Below are 15,966 nucleotides of genomic sequence, written 5' to 3'. Positions count from 1 at the left end.
TAGATGGCAACTAAAAAAGCTGGTGGTTCAACTCGTAACGGTCGTGATTCTGAAGCTAAACGCCTTGGTGTTAAACGTTTCGGTGGCGAGTCTGTTTTAGCAGGTAGCATCATTGTTCGTCAACGTGGTACTAAATTCCACGCAGGTTCAAATGTAGGTATGGGTAAAGACCACACTTTATTTGCAACTGCAGACGGTAAAGTTAAATTTGAAGTGAAAGGCGAGAAAAATCGCAAATATGTAAGCATCGTTGCTGAATAATAACGAGTTTACTTCATTTCAAAATGAAAAATTAAAAGCCTCGCAATTTCGCGAGGCTTTTCTGTATTTAAACATAACACAATTATGAAAAAACAACCGTTGGTAGGTTTTCTCTTTACGCTCAGTGCTATTTTAATGTGGGGAACCTTACCCATTGCTTTACAGCCCGTGCTTAAAGAACTGAACGCACAAACTATTGTTTGGTATCGTTTTGTTGCGGCAGCTGTTGGTGTATTTATCCTGTTAGCCTTTGCAAAAAAATTACCAAAATTGACCGCTTTTAGTCTGAATTATCGTTATTTCGTGCTTATCGGGATCATTGGATTATCTGGTAATTTCTTTCTTTTTAATGTTGCGCTACGCTATATTCCGCCCATGGCCAGCCAAGTTTTAAGCCCAATATCTTCTTTTATGATGATGCTCTGTGGGGTATTTATTTTTAAAGAAAGCATCAAATCTCACCAAAAAATAGGCTTTGTTATGGTGCTGACTGGGCTTGGGCTTTTCTTCCATAACCGATTTGCTGATTTTGCGGCAATGAATAATTATGCTTTCGGTATCTTTTGTGGCTTTGTGGCAAGCCTTGTGTGGATTGGTTACGGGTTAGCACAAAAAATCATGTTGCAGAAATTTAATTCCCTGCAAATTTTATTGGTGATTTATATTGGTTGCAGCATTGTTTTTACCCCCTTTGCAGATATTTCACAAAGTGAGAAATTAAGCCCATTTGCATTGATTTGTTTAATTTATTGTTGTTTAAATACGATTATTGCATACGGCAGCTATGCTGAGGCGTTAAACCGTTGGGATGTTTCTAAAGTTAGTTTGCTCATGCCACTTATTCCGATTTTTACCTTAGGCTTTTCCGAATTGGCTTACCTATGGAAACCCGCATATTTCCATGAACCAGATTTACCTTTTTTAAGTATTATTGGGGCATTTATTGTTGTTTTCGGGGCATTATTTGCCTCAGCTGGGCATAAAATTAAACGTTGGTGCTAGCGTGATAAGATAAAAAATCGACACCCAAAGGTGTCGATTTTTCAGTTTTATGATTATCAGTTTTGCAAAAGATTCACAAAATCTGACCGCTTGTCATTATGCTTTTGCTTGTTCTGCGGCTTTAACGATCACTGCAAATGCTGGTGCTTTTAATGATGCACCACCCACTAATGCGCCATCAATATCTGGTTGGGTAAATAATTCAGCCGCGTTAGCATCGTTTACAGAACCACCGTATTGAATAATCACTTGGTCTGCTACAGCTTGTGATTTTGCTGCGATATGACCACGGATAAATGCGTGAACGGCTTGCGCTTGCGCTGGAGTTGCAGATTTACCAGTACCGATTGCCCAAATTGGCTCATACGCAATGACTGCGTCATTGAACGCTTCAACGCCTAATGCGTTAATGACCGCATCGATTTGACGTGCGCAAACCGCTTCAGTTTGACCTGCTTCGTTTTCTGCTTCAGATTCGCCGATACATAATACTGGCACTAAACCTGCTTTTTTAATCACTTCGAATTTTTTCGCAATAAACTCATCGCTTTCTTTGTGGTAAGTGCGACGCTCAGAATGGCCGATAATGATATATTTCGCGCCAAACTCTTTTAACATTTCAATTGAAATATCACCTGTAAATGCACCTTGTACATTCACATCTACGTTTTGTGCGCCAAGTTGTACCACGCCTTTACCGCTGCAGCTGCAACCACAGCCTTGTAAAGCAACTTCAGCTTGCGCTAAGTACATAACAGGTGGGGCAATTGCAACATCACAGCCGGTAACGCCGTGTAATTCAGCTTTTAATGCACTGATAAGCTCTGCATTGAATGCTTTGCTGCCGTTTAATTTCCAGTTACCCATTACTAGTGGACGACGTGCCATTTTGATTTCTCCTATAAAGTTAAAATAAACGTGCAAACTATACCAAATTTTAGGGAGAATTTGCTTATTTTATCCATTTTTTGTGATCTCAATCACAAGGACTAGCGTATAATCTAGCCCTTTTCTACTCTTTTAAAAATATCTTAAATGAAATTAAATTATTTATTGGGCAAACCACAACAAGTTGGCCGCCTTAAGGCTTATTATGAAGATTTTATTGTGCGTGAAGAATTAGGTTATCCATTAGCTGGAGAAGGTGAATTTGTTGTTGTACACATTCGTAAAACTGATGCAAACACGTTATTTGTTGGCGAAAAATTAGCAAAATTTGCGGGCATTAGCGATCGTGATATGAGTTATGCAGGATTAAAAGATCGCCATGCAGTTACTGAGCAATGGTTCTGTTTACACCTTGCAGGTAAAGAAACGCCTGATTTCAGTCAATTTGTTTGTGAAGGCGTAGAAGTGCTTGCGGTGACTCGTCACAATCGAAAAATTCGTGTTGGTGCATTAGCGGGTAACCATTTTGAGATTTTCTTGCGTGATGTGAAAGAAAGTGAAGATCTCCAAACACGTTTAACCCAATTACAAGCGGGCGGATTTCCAAACTATTTTACCGAACAGCGTTTTGGACGAGATGGACATAATTTAACCCAAGCACACCGCTGGGCAGCAGGTGAAATTCAAGTTAAAGATCGCAAAAAGCGCAGCTTCTATCTTTCTGCGGCACGTAGCGAAGTGTTTAATTTAGTGGTTTCCGATCGAATTGCCAGTGGAAAAATAGGGCAAGTTGAAGCCTATGACTATTTACAACTTAATGGCACGAATAGCTTTTTTAATGTTTCGCCTGAAGAAGTTGAAAACTGTCAAACACGTTTATTACAAGGTGATGTTCACCTGACAGCCCCGTTAATTGGCGAACGTTCGCTTGAGTGCCAAGCAAATCCGGCAGAAAAAGCAATAATCGAAAAACAACAAGCCTTAATCGGCTTAATGAAAAATGCACGAATGAACGAAGCACGTCGAGCGATGCTTTGCCAGCCTAAAGAACTGAGTTGGGTATTTGAAGCAGAAGGCTTACGACTACGATTCTTTTTAGAAAGTGGTAGCTATGCGACAGCCTTAGTGCGTGAATTGATTCAATTGGATGAAGAGGCATAAATAATGAACATTTTAATTAGTAACGACGATGGTTTCCATGCTGAAGGCATCCAAACTTTGGCACGCGCTTTACGCCAAGCAGGACATAGAGTCACACTTATTGCCCCTGATCGCAACCGAACCGCAGCATCAAGCTGCTTAACCTTAACTGAACCATTACGAGTACATGCTTTTGATGAGTTCAATTATGCGGTCATTGCTGGTACGCCTGCAGATTGTGTCCATTTAGCATTAAATGGTTTGTTTCTGAATGATTTTGATATTGTGATTTCGGGTATCAATCATGGGGCTAACTTAGGGGATGATGTGGTTTATTCAGGCACAGTAGCTGCAGCTTTAGAGGGGCGCTATTTACCTTTACCAAGTATTGCAGTCTCTTTAGTTGGTAGAAAGGGAGAGGATAAATACCACGGCATTCTTTTTGGAAAAAATCATTTTGAAACAGCAGCACGCGTGGTAGTGGATTTACTTCCTAAGCTGAAAGAAGGCATGGTGACTCAGCGGGAAATTCTTAATATCAATGTCCCAGATTTACCTTATGAACAGCTTAAAGGGGTAAAAATCACCCACTTAGGCAAGCGCTCACCAGCAGCTGAAATTGTGAAAACCAATGACCCTCGCGGTGGTTGTGTTTATTGGTTAGGCGCGAACGGTGTCGCGATTGATGAAAGAGAAGGAACAGACTTTGCTGCAATCAACCAAGATTGTGTGTCAATTACCCCACTTCAAGCAGATATGACTGCTTATAAAACGCTTGAATCACTCCAATCGCTTTGCGCTAAATAATAAAATAGAGATCTGCATCTAAAAGTTAGATAAATTGGCTAACTGATTAAGCTGCAGATTTTTTATGCCCAAGTAATGGTCATCGGGATGATACCCGTTTGAGCAGATGTTAAGCCGGTTTTTAAGTAGTGGAGTTGTTGGCAGATACGCGCAGTAACAGCTTCAGCTTCAGCAATATGTTCTGGGGTAATGCCTTCAGGTAGCTTGTTAAATAAGAGAGCATCAAGCAGGCGTTCTGCGTGCATGCCATCTCTGCAGTAATGTTGCACGCCCGGTGAGTCAAAAGCAGTTGCGACTAATGCGGACCGCGTTGTGGCAATGCCAAGTGCGCCATCTTCCCCACCAAAGGTGCGAAATAATTCATCTTGTGGAAAGCCACCGCAAGCAAGAAAAAATGCACGACGAAAAACAACATTACCCCCACAGGTCATTCGCATACTTTGCCATATTTGGGGGAAGTTGGGATGTTCATGATAACGAGCAGGGAGATCAATGGGGTTAAGTGCTAAGCGTACCAAACTGACATCATTTCTTGCTTGAAAAATGGCTTGAGCAACTTGCAAAGCGTTTGGTTCGTAAGCATCGTCAGCATCTAAAAAGGCGACAAATTCTGCTTGGCTTTGTAATGCCCCCCAATTGCGCGCTTTAGCAACGCCCCCGTTTTTAGGTAAAGATTCAACTTTAATTTGCGCTGAAAAAGTTTGTGCCAGTTGTTCTGCAACAACAAGCGTATGGTCGGTTGAGGCATCATCAATGAGCCAAAGTGTGCCAAGTTCAGGCTGCGCAAGCACGCTTTCTACTGCGCGCATTAACGTTTTTTCTGCGTTAAAGCAAGGGATTATGACATCAATCATACAAATCTCGCGCCTTGTTCATCGACTGCTAAGATTGAGGCATAATCTGCTTTCCAATCTCCCAGCACAATTCTAGTAAATTTCGGTTCAAAATGTACCGCTTGTCGGTGTGTGTGCCCGTGAATCAACTGCGTCGCATCAAATTTTTCGATAATTTGCGCCGTAAATTGTGGGTTCACATCCATAATTTGTGCACTTTTTCCTTGCTTATCTTGTTGGCTTTTCTGGCGGATTTTCCGTGCAATAAGCAATCTAAGCGCAAGGGGTAAACATAAAAAGAGGCGTTGGCGCCATTTTTGATGCACTTTCCGACGAAATTGTTGGTATTTCACATCATCAATGCACAGCGTATCGCCATGGCAAATTAAGGTTTTTTTACCATATAAATCTAACGTTGCATAATCAGGGAGTAATTGCATGCCACAGGCAGTTGCAAAACGCTTGCCGATGAGAAAATCCCGATTTCCGCAAATGAAATAGCAAGGCACGCCTGTTTGAGTCAGGCTAGAAATAGCTTGCTTAACTTGGCCGATAAGGGCTGAATCTTCATCATCGCCAATCCAAAAATCAAAAAGGTCACCTAAAATATAAACAGCCTCTGCAAGCGGTGCTTTTTGTTGCATAAATTGCAAAAAATGCGTAGTAATTTCAGGTTGGGCTTCGTTTAAGTGTAGATCGGCGATAAAGTAAATCATAAGAATGGCGCAGATGAAAAATTGTTGCAGATATTTTAGCAAACAATGGTGCTAAATGCTTGAAGAAAAGGGAGCCTGGTGCTCCCTTGAATTATTTGACCAGCTCGTATTTTTCGAGCGTACTATTTTTTGTTTTGGTAATTTGGGCGTATTTCGGTTTTTTGATAATTTCAATAAAACGGTAAAACGCTTCAATTTCTTTGCTAATGTTGATGCTGGTTAGGCTTTCTTGCTGAATCCGTTTTTGTTGCTGACGGGTTGCTTCAATATAGCAGGCAATAGACACTTTTTCGTAATTAACGTTAGCTGTAATTTTTACGTATTGATGTTCAATGCCTAATTGATAGAAATGTGATTGTGCGTATAGCACCAAATGCGATTCTAGCTGTTTATTTACAGTATCGAAAAATGCACCGTTAAAGACATAATCAGGATAATCAATATCCAAAAGATTATCGCAGCTGACGTAAAAATAAATAATCTGTCGTTCAAGAAAGTAGCAGTAAAGAATCAATAGACTAAAAAATACCACTGCAGGTAAGATATAAAGCCAATCCATTGGGTTCATAAAAATCTCGTTAAAATGTAGATGGTATAATTTAGGCTGGTTGAGTGGAAAGTTGCCAGCCAGCTGCGCGATATTGTTTGTAACGTTCGCGCGCAAGTGCTTTTTGTTCTTCTTCTGTCGGGACAAAATCAATAACTTGGGTAAAGCTTTGTGCAAAATTCGGGATGTGATGTTGTAAAGAAATCAGCACATCGCGGCGTTGCGCATTACGTTTATCAGCCCAAGTGATTTCAATTGGCGTGGGATATTGCGTGACTTCACCAGAAAGATTATGGGGGACAAAGGCGTTTGGATCGCGTGCCCAAAGTAATTCATCTACTTCAAAGGCTTGTTGTTCCGTTTCACAGACAATTAACACGCGTTTGCCTAATCGCCACGCATTAGCGGCTAATTCGCAAGCAAGATTGAGCTCACTATTAGGCTGATTTAGCAAGTAAAATTGCACTTGTTTCACAACGAGTCCTTTAACAATAAATGTAAAAATTGTCAGATATTCTATCTGAAATCCTAGCGATGAAAAATAGAACTGGTCGGATTTTGCAAAACTTTTACAAAATCCGACCGCTTGTTCGTAAAACCCCAATCCCACCCTTTTCAATTTCAATCAATACATGGTAGTACAGTGTACACAATACAATTTACACAATAAGCATTACAGAGCGACACGATAAATAAAGTGAGATTGCTCTTCATCTCGATGAATAAATTTGCTATCCCTTAAGCGAGGTCGTATTCGCCTTGAAATTGAAACACCAAATTGATTAAATTTCAGTCAGCCAGTTTGCTTGCTGAATTTGCGTATCAAGTTGGCGCAGTGATTTAGCTAATTCATCAATTTGCTTGCGAAGTGCTTGAATATCCACAGCCGCGAGCATTTTGATTTCGCTATGGCTATAGCGATCCATGGTTGGCATGGCTGCATTAGCAAGGTCAAGCAAAGCAGCATGTTCGGTTTTAAGACGATCGCGTTGAGCCAGTGCTTCAACCATATTCATGCCATTTTCAAGCGTCACCTGATGATTAGCCACGTTAATTTTGACGACCCAATTGGCAAGAGCCAAGCTTGTTTGATGATATTCAATCAGTAATTGTGCGGGCGATTCAGCAGGCGATTCGCCTTCTTGATATTGCGCATTTTGGATTAAACGCTGTTTTAATTGCGCTAAACGGCGTTGTAAATCCGCACGTTCAATGAGTGCTTCTGCGAGTTTCATTTGTATTCTCCTCATCACAGACTTTTACAATACTCTAACATAAGGATGACATATTTTCGATAAAATGGTGGTAAAATTAACTCCCTTTCAGCAAAAAATGAGGATGCAAAAATGGGCTTATTTGATTTTGTTTCAAACATTGGTAACAAATTATTCAACAAAGAAGAAGAAGCTTCTTCTGCAGTTACTGCGCATTTAAATGCCGATAATCCAGGCGTTGAAAATGTAGAAGTGAAAGTTGAAAATGGTATTGCGAGTATTACTGGTGTGGCAGCAACAGCGGCAGCAGTTGAAAAAGCGGTATTGATGACAGGTAACATTGCTGGTATTGCAAGCGTAAATATCGACAATTTACAAATTGCAAACGGTGAGTCACTTGGTAGCGATGATGAGTTTTATGTGATTGAGAAAGGGGATACCCTTTGGAAGATCTCTGAAAAAGCTTACGGCAATGGCGCAAAATATACGGCGATTGTTGATGCGAATAAAGAAGTGATCAAAGATGCGGATAAGATCTTCCCAGGTCAAAAAATCCGTATTCCAAAAGGATTATAATCAATGATATAGAAGCGGGGCGTGTTGAAGACACGCTCCGTTTTTTTATGGTTTTTGTGGCAAAGGCTTGCCAGATCTTCTTTTGATGAGTACAATGATTGTCTATTTTTGTATCTAATAATATATCTCATTGAGGTTTAAGAATGTCAATTTCTATCGAAACTTTAGAAGGCTTACAACGCCGCGTTACTATCACTGTGCCAGCAGACAAAATCGAAGCAGCATATAAAGAGCAATTAAAAGGCTATGCAAAAAATGCACGCGTAGATGGTTTCCGTAAAGGTAAAGTGCCACACTCAATCATCGAACAACGTTTCGGTTTAGCAGCACGTCAAGACGTGTTATCTGATGAAATGCAACGCGCATTCTTCGAAGGCGTAATGGCAGAAAAAATTGCCCTAGCAGGCCGTCCGACATTCACACCAAACAACTATCAACCAGGTCAAGATTTCTCTTTCTCTGCAACTTTTGAAGTATTCCCAGAAGTAGAATTAAAAGGCTTAGAAAACATTGAAGTTGAAAAACCAGTTGTTGAAATCACAGAAGCAGATTTAGACAAAATGGTTGATGTATTACGCAAACAACAAGCAACTTGGGCTGAATCTCAAGAAGCAGCGAAAGCAGAAGATCGCGTTGTTATCGACTTCGTAGGTTCTGTAGATGGTGAAGAGTTTGAAGGCGGTAAAGCAACTGATTTCGCACTTGCAATGGGTCAAGGTCGTATGATCCCTGGTTTCGAAGAGGGTATCGTTGGCCACAAAGCGGGTGAACAATTTGATATTGATGTGACTTTCCCAGCAGATTACCATTCAGAAAACTTAAAAGGTAAAGCAGCGAAATTCGCAATTATCTTGAAAAAAGTAGAAAACATTGTATTACCTGAATTAACTGAAGAATTCGTGAAAAAATTCGGTAACGCAAAATCAGTTGAAGATTTACGCGCAGAAATTAAGAAAAACATGCAACGTGAATTGAAAAATGCAGTGACTGCACGTGTGAAAAACCAAGTTATCAATGGTTTAATCGCACAAAATGATATTGAAGTACCAGCGGCAGCAATCGCGGAAGAAGTGGATGTATTACGTCAACAAGCGGTTCAACGTTTTGGTGGTAAACCAGAAATGGCAGCACAATTACCAGCTGAATTATTTGAAGCAGATGCAAAACGCCGTGTTCAAGTAGGTTTATTACTTTCAAATGTAATCAGCCAAAACGAATTAAAAGTCGATGAAGCACGCGTTGAAGCAATGATCGCAGATATCGCATCAGCATACGAACAACCAGCTGAAGTGGTAGAATACTATGCGAAAAACCGTCAATTAACTGAAAACATCCGTAATGTGGTGTTAGAAGAGCAAGCGGTTGATGCTGTACTTGAAAAAGCGAAAGTAACAGATAAAGCACTTTCTTTTGATGAGTTAATGCAATCTCAAGTTCAAGCTTAATCTTTCATAAATTGCCTTCATATTGAGGGAAAATGACACACAAGCGGTGGATTTGCGCAAAAGTTTTGCAAAATCCGACCGCTTGAATTTCACAGAGAGAGGAACAATGGACTTAACATTTACTCAGCAACTACAACAATTTGTTAGCCATCATCCTGTGATGGTGATGGCGTGGGTAGGTATCTTCTGCGCAGTTTTGATGAATTTCTATAAAGGCGCAACCAGTAAATATCGCGTAATTAACAACGCGATTGCGACCCAATTGGTTAATAATTCTGATGGTGTTGTAGTGGATTTGCGTTCAGATGATGAATTTAAAGCAGGACATTTAGTCGGTAGCGTACATTTGTTACCAAGCGAAATTAAAGCGAATAATGTTCATCAAATCGACAAATACAAAGATCGCCCAGTTATTTTATTAGATGCTAATGGCTTTAGCGCGACCAAAAGTGCTGAGCTATTAACCAAACAAGGTTTCAACCAAGTTTATGTATTAAAAGAAGGGATGGTTGGCTGGAAAGCAGAAAACTTACCGACTGTGAAAAAGAAATAAGGACACATTATGGCTGAAGAGAATCAAGTAGCAGAAAATACCGAACAAACCCCGGTAGAATTCCAAATTCAACGTATTTATATCAAAGATGTTTCATTCGAGGCGCCAAACCTTCCAACGATTTTCCATCAAGAATGGAAACCGCAGTTAGGCTTTGAGTTAGATACTGAAACTGTTCAAGTAGATGAAGATCTTTATGAAGTTGCATTACACATGACGGTGAGCACAACTTTAGAAGATAGCGGTGATACTGCATTTATCTGCGAAGTGAAACAAGCAGGTGTGTTCACTATTAAAGGATTAGAAGGCATTCAATTACAACACGCATTAGCGTCACAATGCCCGACAATCTTATTCCCTTATGCACGTGAATTGATTTCAAGCTTAGTGAATCGTGGCACTTTCCCAGCATTAAACTTATCGCCGGTAAACTTTGATGCACTTTTCGTAGATTATTTAGAGCGCCAAGCGGCGGCTGAACAAAGCGACGAAACAGCGGTAAACTAATTTCTTATTGATAAAAGGGTATGCGTAATTTGCGCATACCCTTTTTTCTTTATGCTGGCAGTCATAAGGTTTTTTGATACAATGCCAACCATTCCCGCCTTTGAGCGGCACTTTTATTCTCGGCAAGCGGTCATTTTTTTATGATTTTTTGCCAAGCTTTTAAGGAGAATCTATGACTTCAACCTATTCTGCACCGGTCACGGTATTAGGTGCTGGTTCTTATGGTACAGCCTTAGCGATTGCCCTTTCTCGTAATGGTCACCAAACCTATTTATGGGGGCATCTGCCTGAAACAATGGCAGTATTAGCCCGTGAGCGTACCAACCAAGCATTCTTGCCTGGCATTCCTTTTCCTGATGCTTTAACGATTGAATCTGATTTAGCGCAAGCTTTAGCTAAATCTCGCGATATTTTGGTCGTCGTGCCAAGCCATGTATTTGCTGAAGTGTTGAATAATATTAAGCCATTGATTCGCCCTGATCACCGTATTATGTGGGCAACCAAAGGGCTAGAGCGCGACACGGGGCGTTTACTACAAACCGTAGCAGAAGAAATTCTTGGAAAAGAACACGCCCTAGCGGTGCTTTCTGGCCCAACATTTGCAAAAGAATTAGCGGCAGGTATGCCAACAGCCATTGCATTGGCTTCTAATGATCCGGTTTTTGCTGATGAAATGCAGCAACGTATTCACTGTTCAAAAGCATTCCGCGTTTATATTAACCATGATATGACGGGGGTGCAGCTTGGTGGGGCGATTAAAAACGTTATCGCGATTGGCGCAGGGATTTCTGATGGAATGGGCTTTGGTGCGAATGCTAGAACAGCATTGATTACCCGAGGATTAGCAGAAATTAGCCGTTTAGGGGCTTCATTAGGGGCTGATCCAAAAACCTTTATGGGAATGGCGGGGCTAGGTGATTTAGTGTTAACTTGTACCGATAACCAATCACGTAACCGTCGTTTCGGTTTAGCTTTAGGGCAAGGGCAATCTGCAGAACAAGCTATGGCGGAAATCGGACAGGTTGTGGAAGGTTTCTATAACACCAAAGAAGCTTACTTGTTAGCACAAGCGCAAGGCGTAGAAATGCCGATTGTTGAGCAAATCTACCAAATGCTGTTTGAAGGCAAAAATGCGCATGATGTCGTGAAATCTCTGCTAGGCCGTGAGCGAAAAGGCGAATAAGCGGTCGGATTTTGTGAATTTTTTGCAAAAGGAAATGAAATGACACAAACAGAATTAGATCAAATTTGGCAAGCTATTCGTCAAGAAGCGCATCAGTTGGTAGAAAGTGAACCGATGTTAGCTAGTTTCTTCCATGCCACCATTTTAAAGCATAGCCATCTAGGGGGCTCGTTAAGCTATATTCTGGCGAATAAACTGGCAAATCCAATTATGCCTGCCATTGCGCTGAAAGAGATTATTGAAGAGGCTTACCAAGCTAATCCGAGCATTATTATGAGTGCAGCGTGTGATATTGATGCGGTTAGAACGCGAGATCCAGCGGTAGATAAATGGACAACACCATTACTTTATCTTAAAGGATTCCACGCTTTGCAAAGCTATCGGGTGACCCATTATCTCTGGAAACAAGGTCGCCAAGCATTAGCTGTTTATCTGCAAAATGAAATCTCGGTTGCTTTTGATGTGGATATTCATCCTGCTGCTCGTGTGGGGTGTGGGATTATGTTTGACCATGCAACAGGTATTGTGGTGGGTGAAACTGCAGTGATTGAAAATGATGTGTCGATTCTACAAGGCGTTACGTTAGGCGGAACGGGCAAAGAACACGGTGATCGTCATCCAAAAATCCGAGAGGGGGTGATGATTGGCGCAGGTGCCAAAATTTTAGGAAATATTGAAATTGGTCAATATGCCAAAATTGGTGCGAATTCTGTGGTGTTGCAGCCTGTGCCTGATCATGCTACTGCGGCAGGTGTGCCAGCGCGTATTATTAGTCAGTCTGCTGAGCAAAAACCAGCCTTTGAGATGAATCAATACTTTGAATATATTCAAGGCATGGATGGTGAGGGGATTTAATTCTCCCAAAATGAATGACTTTACAAGCGGTCAAATTTTGGTAAAGTTTTGCTAAAATCAGACCGCTTGTCTATTTAAGGAGGCTTTATGCAAGAAGAATTTTCACCTCAACCTTCATTAGAAAAACAACGTAACCTCATGTACCTTTTATACGGTTTGTTTGGGTTAGGCATGATTTTCGGGGGATTGCCTACGTTAATTGGCGTCATTCTTGCTTATATTAGACGTGATGAATTGATTCATACCTATTACCACGATCATATTAACTATTTAATTCGTACTTTTTGGGGCGTAGTTATTGGGATGTTGATTGGCGGACTACTTACCTTTATTTTCATCGGCGTGCTTATTATTTGGGCGGCAGGAATTTGGTACATTTTCCGTGTTGTTTATGGCTTCATTAAGTTGATGGATAACCAAAGTGTCACACCGACAGGATGGTTAAAATAAGACAAAAAAATGCGCACTTAACTAAGTGCGCATTTTTGTTATTAAGATTGGCTTTCTTGTGAAGGCTCTTCGGTAGATTCTTCTCGTGGTTTATAGAATCTGGCACAGATAACGCCCACTTCAAACAGCAAGCACATTGGAATGGCTAGCAAGGTTTGAGAAAAAACATCTGGTGGAGTGAGTATCATACCGATGACAAATGCCGCGACCACAATATAAGGGCGTTTTGCTTTAAGATCATCAGGTGTCGTTATGCCTGCCCAACAGAGTAAGATAATTGCCACAGGGACTTCAAAACAGATACCAAAAGCGATAAAGATAGTCAGAACGAAATCTAAATAGCTACTAATATCTGTTGCCATTTGTACGCCTTCCGGTGTGGTGCTCGTTAAGAAACTGAACACTAATGGGAAAACGACATAATAGGCAAAAGCCACACCAGCATAAAAGAGCAAAGTACTGGAAACCAATAGTGGGTAAATCAATCGTTTTTCATGCTTGTATAAGGCTGGTGCAACGAAAGCCCAAACTTGATACAAAATAAAAGGCACGGAAAGAAAGATTGCCACAACACCCGTTAATTTAATGGGTGTAAAAAATGGCGTTGCCACGCTGGTGGCAATCATTGTTGCCCCTTTTGGCAGATTGTCAGTTAATGGCGCAGCAAGTAGGCTATAAATATCGTTTGCCCAAAATACCAAGCCACAAAAAACGACTAATATGAAAATGAAAATTCTTAATAGTCGGTTTCGAAGTTCCACCAAATGCGCAATTAACGGTTGGGATTGATCAGCTTGCATGCGGTTTATCCTCCGATTTTGGTGCTTCAAAATCATCTGGTGAGTAGTAAGCTGAAAGCTGCGCGGCTAACTTTTCTTCATCTAATTCTGCCATTTCGGCAATATCAGCTGCAGAAGTCGTGTTTTCTTCTTGCACTTGTGCCGTTTCCACTTCATTGTTTTCTGCATTCTCTGCAACAAGCGGTGGAGTTTCTTCGCTATTTTGCGAATGTGCAGTTTCTTCTTGTGCAATTTTTGCTTGAATTTCCGCAACTTGTTCATCAGTCAACTTACGAATTTCACCTTCAGTTTGATTCAGTGAAGACTGCATTTGCTGAGCAGATTGTTTAAGATCTTCAACCGTTTTACTTAATTCTGGCGAAAGTGCACTCAGATTTAAGGCTTCTGCTTTTTTTATGCTTTCTTGTAACTCTTTTAATTTGAGCTCTTGGGCAAGTTCATTTTGCACGTTCGCCGCTAGTCCTCGAATGGTTCTAATCCATCCCATGACTGTTTTTATCGCTACCGGTAAGCGTTGCGGCCCTAATACGACTAAGCCTACAACGAATACCAAAAGTAATTCTTGAAAGCTGATATCAAACACGGATTATGCCTGCTCTTTTTCTTTTGCTTTTTGTTCTGCACTTTCAGCGGCTTTTGATTCTACTTTTTCAAAGCTAGCATCTTGTGGTTTTTCTTCAGACATTGCTTTTTTAAAGCCTTTTACGGATTCGCCTAAATCTGAACCTAATGAGCGCAGTTTTTTCGTTCCGAATAGTAATACAACGATAGCAATAATAATCAGAAGTTGTGGCATGCTAATACCCATAGTGAATTCCTCTTAATTTAAATTAGAAAATAATTGCGTTTCGATTATACGCTGAATTGTTTGAAATAAAAAGCAACGAAAAACATACATTGTGGAGTTTAGCGCTCAGTTAGCTAGATTTAGCAAAAATTCTTTGAAAATAGACCGCTTGATTGCCTTTTTCTTGACTCATTTGCTGAACCTCTGTAGTATTTGCGCCGTTATTTTTACTTGAGGATTATACATTTTGGACAGCCATAGTCGATACTTTGCATTTTAACCCGCCTTGTCCGCCTCAAGATGCCGACTTGGTCGGTACCGCTCGCCTAGTATTTTTCCTTTTGTTCATTTTGTTCATCACCTCCTAACTCTATGGAGAAATGAAATGATTCGCGCTTTTGCATTAGAACACGCCCATCTCATTAGTATTGATGATACCTCTCGCGATCAGCTTAATGATGCGATTTGGATTGATTTAATCGACCCTAGTGATGATGAACGTAGCGTATTAAAACTCGGACTAGACCAAACCCTTGCTGAAGAACATGAATTAGAAGACTTAGAAGCTTCTGCACGTTTTTTTGAAGATGAAGACGGGTTACATCTACACTCATTTTTTTATTGCCTTGATGATGATGGTTATGCGGATATTGCAACCGTCGCATTTACCATTCGTGATGGGCGTTTATTTACCTTGCGTGAACGTGATTTACCTGCATTTCGTCTTTATCGAATGCGTTCACGTCGTATGAAATTGATTGATAGCAATGCTTATGAATTGTTGTTAGATCTATTTGAAACCAAAATCGAGCAGCTTGCTGATGTCATTGAAACCGTTTACTCAGACTTAGAAAATTTAAGCCATGTGATTTTGAATGGTAAACAGCAAGGCGATAGCCTTAATGAAGCGCTTTCTGATTTAACTGAATTAGAAGATGTCAGTTCGAAAGTACGCCTCTGTTTGATGGATACCCAACGTGCACTAAGTTTCTTATTACGCAAAACTCGTTTGCCAAATAATCAGCTAGAGCAAGCACGAGATATCATGCGAGATATTGAATCTTTGCAACCACATAATGAATCACTATTCCAAAAAGTGAATTTCTTGATGCAAGCAGCGATGGGTTTCATCAATATTGAACAGAACCGTATTATGAAATTCTTCTCGGTGGTCTCAGTGATGTTCCTACCAGCAACGTTGGTGGCATCGACCTACGGAATGAACTTTGAGTTTATGCCAGAGCTACATTTCCAATATGGTTACCCGATGGCAATTGGGTTAATGATTCTCGCGGCAGCGACACCTTATGTTTACTTTAAACGAAAAGGGTGGCTTTAGACTAAATAAAACCTGCCCCTTAATCGGTTGGAAGTTTAGTCCAACTGATTAAGGGGCTGATTA

General features: G+C 40.6%; 21 protein-coding genes. 12 read left to right on the top strand and 9 right to left on the bottom strand.

Annotated elements, in window-relative coordinates:
• Positions 1-3: 3 nt before the first annotated feature.
• Positions 4-261 (top strand): 50S ribosomal protein L27, encoded by a 258-nt coding sequence (gene rpmA, locus HMPREF1128_RS09465; protein WP_005621788.1) that lies wholly within the window; start codon positions 4-6, stop codon positions 259-261.
• 84 nt (positions 262-345) lie between these two features.
• A complete protein-coding gene (locus HMPREF1128_RS09460; RefSeq protein WP_007526759.1) occupies positions 346-1,263 on the top strand; it encodes a DMT family transporter in 918 nt (305 codons plus the stop codon).
• 96 nt (positions 1,264-1,359) lie between these two features.
• On the opposite strand, the gene tpiA is transcribed toward HMPREF1128_RS09460, so the two are convergent.
• Positions 1,360-2,151, bottom strand: coding sequence for a triose-phosphate isomerase (gene tpiA, locus HMPREF1128_RS09455; protein WP_007526833.1), 792 nt, complete (start codon positions 2,149-2,151; stop codon positions 1,360-1,362).
• 147 nt (positions 2,152-2,298) lie between these two features.
• On the opposite strand from tpiA, the gene truD reads away from it, so the two are divergent.
• Entirely contained in the window at positions 2,299-3,312 is a 1,014-nt protein-coding gene (gene truD, locus HMPREF1128_RS09450) for a tRNA pseudouridine(13) synthase TruD (RefSeq protein WP_007526657.1), read from the top strand.
• A gap of 3 nt (positions 3,313-3,315) precedes the next feature.
• Positions 3,316-4,098, top strand: coding sequence for a 5'/3'-nucleotidase SurE (gene surE, locus HMPREF1128_RS09445; protein WP_007526772.1), 783 nt, complete (start codon positions 3,316-3,318; stop codon positions 4,096-4,098).
• A gap of 62 nt (positions 4,099-4,160) precedes the next feature.
• Here the strand turns inward: surE and HMPREF1128_RS09440 are convergent, their stop codons facing one another.
• The 5 genes from HMPREF1128_RS09440 to HMPREF1128_RS09420 all read right to left on the bottom strand — a co-directional run bounded on the left by HMPREF1128_RS09440 (position 4,161) and on the right by HMPREF1128_RS09420 (position 7,429).
• Positions 4,161-4,952 carry a glycosyltransferase family 2 protein gene (locus HMPREF1128_RS09440; RefSeq protein ID WP_007526892.1) on the bottom strand — a complete coding sequence of 264 codons (792 nt, stop codon included), beginning with the start codon at positions 4,950-4,952 and terminating at the stop codon, positions 4,161-4,163.
• A complete protein-coding gene (gene lpxH / locus HMPREF1128_RS09435) occupies positions 4,949-5,647 on the bottom strand; it encodes a UDP-2,3-diacylglucosamine diphosphatase (protein WP_007526944.1) in 699 nt (232 codons plus the stop codon). Before lpxH ends, HMPREF1128_RS09440 begins: the two co-directional genes overlap by 4 nt.
• 91 nt (positions 5,648-5,738) lie before the next feature.
• On the bottom strand, positions 5,739-6,215 hold the full coding sequence (locus HMPREF1128_RS09430; protein ID WP_007526730.1) for a hypothetical protein: 477 nt from the start codon (positions 6,213-6,215) through the stop codon (positions 5,739-5,741).
• Positions 6,216-6,246: 31 nt separating this feature from the next.
• Positions 6,247-6,669 carry a DNA polymerase III subunit chi gene (locus tag HMPREF1128_RS09425; RefSeq protein ID WP_007526942.1) on the bottom strand — a complete coding sequence of 141 codons (423 nt, stop codon included), beginning with the start codon at positions 6,667-6,669 and terminating at the stop codon, positions 6,247-6,249.
• Between the two features lie 307 nt (positions 6,670-6,976).
• Positions 6,977-7,429 carry a DIP1984 family protein gene (locus tag HMPREF1128_RS09420; RefSeq protein ID WP_007526687.1) on the bottom strand — a complete coding sequence of 151 codons (453 nt, stop codon included), beginning with the start codon at positions 7,427-7,429 and terminating at the stop codon, positions 6,977-6,979.
• Between the two features lie 111 nt (positions 7,430-7,540).
• Here HMPREF1128_RS09420 and lysM point away from each other — a divergent pair, with 111 nt between their 5' ends.
• The 7 genes from lysM to HMPREF1128_RS09385 all read left to right on the top strand — a co-directional run bounded on the left by lysM (position 7,541) and on the right by HMPREF1128_RS09385 (position 12,977).
• Entirely contained in the window at positions 7,541-7,984 is a 444-nt protein-coding gene (gene lysM / locus HMPREF1128_RS09415; RefSeq protein ID WP_007526930.1) for a peptidoglycan-binding protein LysM, read from the top strand.
• Between the two features lie 143 nt (positions 7,985-8,127).
• Positions 8,128-9,429, top strand: coding sequence for a trigger factor (gene tig, locus HMPREF1128_RS09410; RefSeq protein ID WP_007526787.1), 1,302 nt, complete (start codon positions 8,128-8,130; stop codon positions 9,427-9,429).
• Positions 9,430-9,535: 106 nt separating this feature from the next.
• A complete protein-coding gene (locus tag HMPREF1128_RS09405; RefSeq protein ID WP_007526862.1) occupies positions 9,536-9,982 on the top strand; it encodes a rhodanese-like domain-containing protein in 447 nt (148 codons plus the stop codon).
• A 9-nt stretch (positions 9,983-9,991) separates the two neighbouring features.
• A complete protein-coding gene (secB, locus tag HMPREF1128_RS09400) occupies positions 9,992-10,489 on the top strand; it encodes a protein-export chaperone SecB (RefSeq protein WP_007526949.1) in 498 nt (165 codons plus the stop codon).
• Between the two features lie 172 nt (positions 10,490-10,661).
• Positions 10,662-11,672, top strand: coding sequence for an NAD(P)H-dependent glycerol-3-phosphate dehydrogenase (gene gpsA / locus HMPREF1128_RS09395; RefSeq protein ID WP_007526841.1), 1,011 nt, complete (start codon positions 10,662-10,664; stop codon positions 11,670-11,672).
• A gap of 39 nt (positions 11,673-11,711) precedes the next feature.
• On the top strand, positions 11,712-12,527 hold the full coding sequence (cysE, locus tag HMPREF1128_RS09390) for a serine O-acetyltransferase (RefSeq protein WP_007526671.1): 816 nt from the start codon (positions 11,712-11,714) through the stop codon (positions 12,525-12,527).
• Positions 12,528-12,614: 87 nt separating this feature from the next.
• Entirely contained in the window at positions 12,615-12,977 is a 363-nt protein-coding gene (locus HMPREF1128_RS09385; RefSeq protein WP_007526940.1) for a DUF4870 family protein, read from the top strand.
• Between the two features lie 41 nt (positions 12,978-13,018).
• Here HMPREF1128_RS09385 and tatC read toward each other — a convergent pair whose 3' ends face one another.
• Genes tatC through tatA form a run of 3 tightly spaced genes read right to left on the bottom strand, consistent with a single transcriptional unit; the run spans position 13,019 to position 14,585 of the window.
• The gene (gene tatC / locus HMPREF1128_RS09380) at positions 13,019-13,777 is read right to left on the bottom strand and encodes a twin-arginine translocase subunit TatC (protein WP_007526851.1); all 759 of its coding nucleotides are present in this window, start codon (positions 13,775-13,777) and stop codon (positions 13,019-13,021) included.
• Positions 13,767-14,360, bottom strand: coding sequence for a Sec-independent protein translocase protein TatB (gene tatB, locus HMPREF1128_RS09375; RefSeq protein WP_010128243.1), 594 nt, complete (start codon positions 14,358-14,360; stop codon positions 13,767-13,769). Before tatB ends, tatC begins: the two co-directional genes overlap by 11 nt.
• Before the next feature lie 3 nt (positions 14,361-14,363).
• A complete protein-coding gene (gene tatA / locus HMPREF1128_RS09370; protein ID WP_007526803.1) occupies positions 14,364-14,585 on the bottom strand; it encodes a Sec-independent protein translocase subunit TatA in 222 nt (73 codons plus the stop codon).
• 364 nt (positions 14,586-14,949) lie between these two features.
• Between tatA and corA the strand changes: the two genes are divergently transcribed.
• Positions 14,950-15,903 (top strand): magnesium/cobalt transporter CorA, encoded by a 954-nt coding sequence (corA, locus tag HMPREF1128_RS09365; RefSeq protein ID WP_007526678.1) that lies wholly within the window; start codon positions 14,950-14,952, stop codon positions 15,901-15,903.
• Positions 15,904-15,966 lie beyond the last annotated feature (63 nt).

Source organism: Haemophilus sputorum HK 2154 (assembly GCF_000287615.1).
GTDB lineage: Bacteria > Pseudomonadota > Gammaproteobacteria > Enterobacterales > Pasteurellaceae > Haemophilus_A > Haemophilus_A sputorum.
The sequence above is the reverse complement of the archived record's forward strand: the minus strand, read 5'-3'. Positions and strand labels throughout refer to the sequence as shown.

Bases quoted from the DNA above. Each gene is read 5' to 3' on its own strand.
- rpmA (WP_005621788.1), top strand. From the start codon at position 4: ATGGCAACTAAAAAAGCTGGTGGTTCAACTCGTAACGGTCGTGATTCT.
- HMPREF1128_RS09460 (WP_007526759.1), top strand. From the start codon at position 346: ATGAAAAAACAACCGTTGGTAGGTTTTCTCTTTACGCTCAGTGCTATT.
- tpiA (WP_007526833.1), bottom strand. From the start codon at position 2,151: ATGGCACGTCGTCCACTAGTAATGGGTAACTGGAAATTAAACGGCAGC.
- truD (WP_007526657.1), top strand. From the start codon at position 2,299: ATGAAATTAAATTATTTATTGGGCAAACCACAACAAGTTGGCCGCCTT.
- surE (WP_007526772.1), top strand. From the start codon at position 3,316: ATGAACATTTTAATTAGTAACGACGATGGTTTCCATGCTGAAGGCATC.
- HMPREF1128_RS09440 (WP_007526892.1), bottom strand. From the start codon at position 4,952: ATGATTGATGTCATAATCCCTTGCTTTAACGCAGAAAAAACGTTAATG.
- lpxH (WP_007526944.1), bottom strand. From the start codon at position 5,647: ATGATTTACTTTATCGCCGATCTACACTTAAACGAAGCCCAACCTGAA.
- HMPREF1128_RS09430 (WP_007526730.1), bottom strand. From the start codon at position 6,215: ATGAACCCAATGGATTGGCTTTATATCTTACCTGCAGTGGTATTTTTT.
- HMPREF1128_RS09420 (WP_007526687.1), bottom strand. From the start codon at position 7,429: ATGAAACTCGCAGAAGCACTCATTGAACGTGCGGATTTACAACGCCGT.
- lysM (WP_007526930.1), top strand. From the start codon at position 7,541: ATGGGCTTATTTGATTTTGTTTCAAACATTGGTAACAAATTATTCAAC.
- tig (WP_007526787.1), top strand. From the start codon at position 8,128: ATGTCAATTTCTATCGAAACTTTAGAAGGCTTACAACGCCGCGTTACT.
- HMPREF1128_RS09405 (WP_007526862.1), top strand. From the start codon at position 9,536: ATGGACTTAACATTTACTCAGCAACTACAACAATTTGTTAGCCATCAT.
- secB (WP_007526949.1), top strand. From the start codon at position 9,992: ATGGCTGAAGAGAATCAAGTAGCAGAAAATACCGAACAAACCCCGGTA.
- gpsA (WP_007526841.1), top strand. From the start codon at position 10,662: ATGACTTCAACCTATTCTGCACCGGTCACGGTATTAGGTGCTGGTTCT.
- cysE (WP_007526671.1), top strand. From the start codon at position 11,712: ATGACACAAACAGAATTAGATCAAATTTGGCAAGCTATTCGTCAAGAA.
- HMPREF1128_RS09385 (WP_007526940.1), top strand. From the start codon at position 12,615: ATGCAAGAAGAATTTTCACCTCAACCTTCATTAGAAAAACAACGTAAC.
- tatC (WP_007526851.1), bottom strand. From the start codon at position 13,777: ATGCAAGCTGATCAATCCCAACCGTTAATTGCGCATTTGGTGGAACTT.
- tatA (WP_007526803.1), bottom strand. From the start codon at position 14,585: ATGGGTATTAGCATGCCACAACTTCTGATTATTATTGCTATCGTTGTA.
- corA (WP_007526678.1), top strand. From the start codon at position 14,950: ATGATTCGCGCTTTTGCATTAGAACACGCCCATCTCATTAGTATTGAT.